The sequence below is a fragment of the Methanomicrobia archaeon genome, from assembly GCA_011049045.1.
Classification (GTDB): Archaea; Halobacteriota; Syntropharchaeia; order Alkanophagales; family Methanospirareceae; genus JACGMN01.
On the sequence record DSCO01000020.1, the window covers coordinates 1 to 2,862 of the forward strand.

2 protein-coding genes are annotated in these 2,862 nt (G+C 59.4%); one reads left to right on the top strand and one right to left on the bottom strand.

Features of this window, described 5'->3' with window-relative positions; translation table 11 throughout:
* Positions 1-1,817, top strand: a 1,817-nt coding sequence (locus ENN68_01755) for a hypothetical protein (GenBank protein HDS44816.1), incomplete at its 5' end; no start/stop codon positions are given.
* A 52-nt stretch (positions 1,818-1,869) separates the two neighbouring features.
* Here the strand turns inward: ENN68_01755 and ENN68_01760 are convergent.
* Positions 1,870-2,676 (bottom strand): mechanosensitive ion channel family protein, encoded by an 807-nt coding sequence (locus ENN68_01760; GenBank protein HDS44817.1) that lies wholly within the window; start codon positions 2,674-2,676, stop codon positions 1,870-1,872.
* Positions 2,677-2,862 lie beyond the last annotated feature (186 nt).

A 2,862-nucleotide genomic window follows, 5' to 3' on the forward strand; every position in this document is an offset into this window, starting at 1 on the left:
CCATCTGTCGCCGCGCGCTCGCTGACGAATTAGAGCCTGCAGACATCCCGGATAAACCGCTCGATGTCCTCGCACATCAACTCGCCGGATTGCTCCTGCTCAAGCGTCGCTGGAACTTTGACGAAGCGGTAACGTTATTCAGAAAGGCGTATCCGTATCGCGACCTGGAAGAGGACGAGCTTATCGGCGTACTCAGCTACATGCACGCGCGTATACCGCGTCTCCTCTGGTACTCGCCTGAAGACCGGGTCTTTCTGCGGCCGCAGCGGATAAAACCGCTCTACAGCTACTACTTCGAGCACCTCTCGATGATCCCGGAGGAACGCCATTTCCTCGTGATTGACGAGGATGACGTCCCGGTTGGCGTCCTGGATGAAGCCTTCGTGGCTGAGTACGGGAGCCCGGGCAACAAGTTCATCGAAGGCGGTCGTGCCTGGAAGATCCTGTACGTCTTCGGTGAGCGGCTGTACGTGAAGCAGGAAGAGGATCCCACCGGGGCCATTCCGAGCTGGGCCGGTGAGGAGATTCCCGTACCGTACACGATAGCCAACGAGGTGGGCACGATACGTCGGTTCGTGTCTGAGGAGCTCAGTTCAGCCATCGGAACACCCGTGGGCGATCTGCTCGCGCTGAAGCGCTATCCGGGTAGCCCGGAGACGCTCACCAGAGCACTGGACGAAGTCGCCCGGCAGGTGAAAAGCGGGTATCCCGTGCCTTCTGACGAGGTTCTCACCCTCGAACGCGGGAAAGACCAGATCATCCTGCAGTGCGCCTTTGGGCTCCGTGCAAATCGAACCCTGGCCATGCTCCTGGCTTCCGTGCTCTCTGACCGGCTCGGAACGCCCGTGGGGGTGCAGCAGGATCCGTACCGGATCGTCCTGAGGATCGCAGAGCCGGGCGTGGAGCTCGAGGAGGTTCGTGCGGTCCTCCTGGCTCTGGCGGCCGGTCCCATTGAGCCGCTCGCGAAGAGCGCGTTAGTTAGGAGCAGTTTGTTTAAGATGCGGTTCATCCACGTTGCGCGCCGGTTTGGTGCCATCGCCCCTGATGCCGCGCTGACCGAACTCGACCTGGCGCAAGTGATCGGGACTTTTGAGGATACTGCGGTCTTCACCGAGGCGCTGCGCGAAGCTGAGGATAAGGACGTGGATGTGCCGCTGACTGCGGCGCTCTTAAAACGGATCCATGCAGGTGAGCTGCAGATAGCAGTGCTCTATGGTGCTGAGCTCAGCCCGATCGGTGGCATTGGGGCATCGCTGAAACGCGGCTACGAGCTCATTCCACCCGAGCGAATGCACCGGGTTATCCATAAATACGTGAGCGCGCGGCTCATGGACGAGTCCCTTACTTTCGTCTGCACCGCATGCTGGCAGCATATCGCGATCCTGCGCGTGCATGATGTGGATCCTGCGCACCTACAGTGTCCAGACTGCGAGTCGCAGCGTATCGGTGCCCTGAACGTGGATGAGGGTGTGCTCCGTCGTGAACTGCGTAAACGGGCGGCTGGAACGCGCGAAAAAGCCGGTGGTAAACTGGTCTCGGACCTGACCACATCGGCCGACCTGATTGCCCGGTACGGCAAGGCCGCTTTGCTTGCGCTCGCGGGCCGAGGGCTCGGTGCAGATGATGCCGCAGAACTGCTGAAGCAGGAGAGCGAAGAGAACGAGCACCTGGTCGAGCTGATCATCAGTGCGGAGAAGGCGGTCCTGAAACGGCGGTTTCATCGGTCCGGGTGGCGAACAGCGAGCAGATCGCAAGCGCAACCGCTCGAAAACGCGGAGCGGATACCGGAGGATGCACGCCAGCAGTCGGACCGTTAGCCCGTCACGCACGGCGGTCGGTATATCACGTTCTTCGCGCCTGCCGCCCCGTTCACCCGTGCTTCAGATGCACGTCCATCTGCGGGAACGGTATTTCCACGCCCTCACGCCGGTACGCCTCGAGCATGCCCTTCCTCAGGTCGAGCGTGACCGTCCACCAGTCCGCGGTCTTCGTCCAAGCGCGGAGTTGCAGGTTCACGGCCGAATCGGCAAGCTCAAGAAGAGCAACCATCGGTGCAGGATCATCGAGTACCAGCGTATGATCCTTCATCAGCGCCAGCGCGATCGGAATCGCTTTGTCCAGGTCGGTTGCGTAACTGACACTGACATCGACCTCCACCCGTCTCGTGGGCATGCGCGTGAAATTGACGATCGGACTGCCCCAGACGAGCTTGTTCGGAATAATGACCAATTTGTTATCTAACGTCCGGAGCTCGGTGGCCATCATGCCGACCGCACTCACTATCCCCGTCTGTCCATTTGTGGTAACCACCTCATCCTTATCTATCGGCCGCAGTGCAGCCAGCCAGATGCCCGCGAAGATATTTGTCAGGGTGTCCTGCAGGCCAAAGCCCAGGACCAGGCCGATGACCGCCGAAAGCCCGAGCACCACCGAACTGACGCTGATGCCCAGCGCGCGCACCGCCAGCAGTATCACGACCACGTAGAGCAGAACGCTGAACAGCCGTCCAAGGAACTCAACAATCAGCTCCGGTAGTTTCGTCTTTGCCAGTTCACTCTTGAATACCCCGATAACGATCCTCGTGCACAGCCACCCGATGACGAGGACCGCGATCGCCATAATCAGCTGCATGAGCGTGATCTCCGTGTACGGAATAGTCTGCCCCAGGGGTATCATCGTGTTCGGCACCCACCTACCTCTGCAAGAGTGGGTATAATTCTTACGCTCATAAATAAATAACCTAAACTCTTCTTTTTAACCCATAAGGACTCGCCCGAGAGGTCATCAGCACAGCATGGGTGGTCGCGAATCGCCCTTTCATCGCCGAGCGATGCCTGTTCATCCTTTTTGCGCATATTTATC

Coding starts and splice junctions, on each gene's coding strand:
- ENN68_01760 (HDS44817.1), bottom strand. CDS start 2,676: ATGATACCCCTGGGGCAGACTATTCCGTACACGGAGATCACGCTCATG.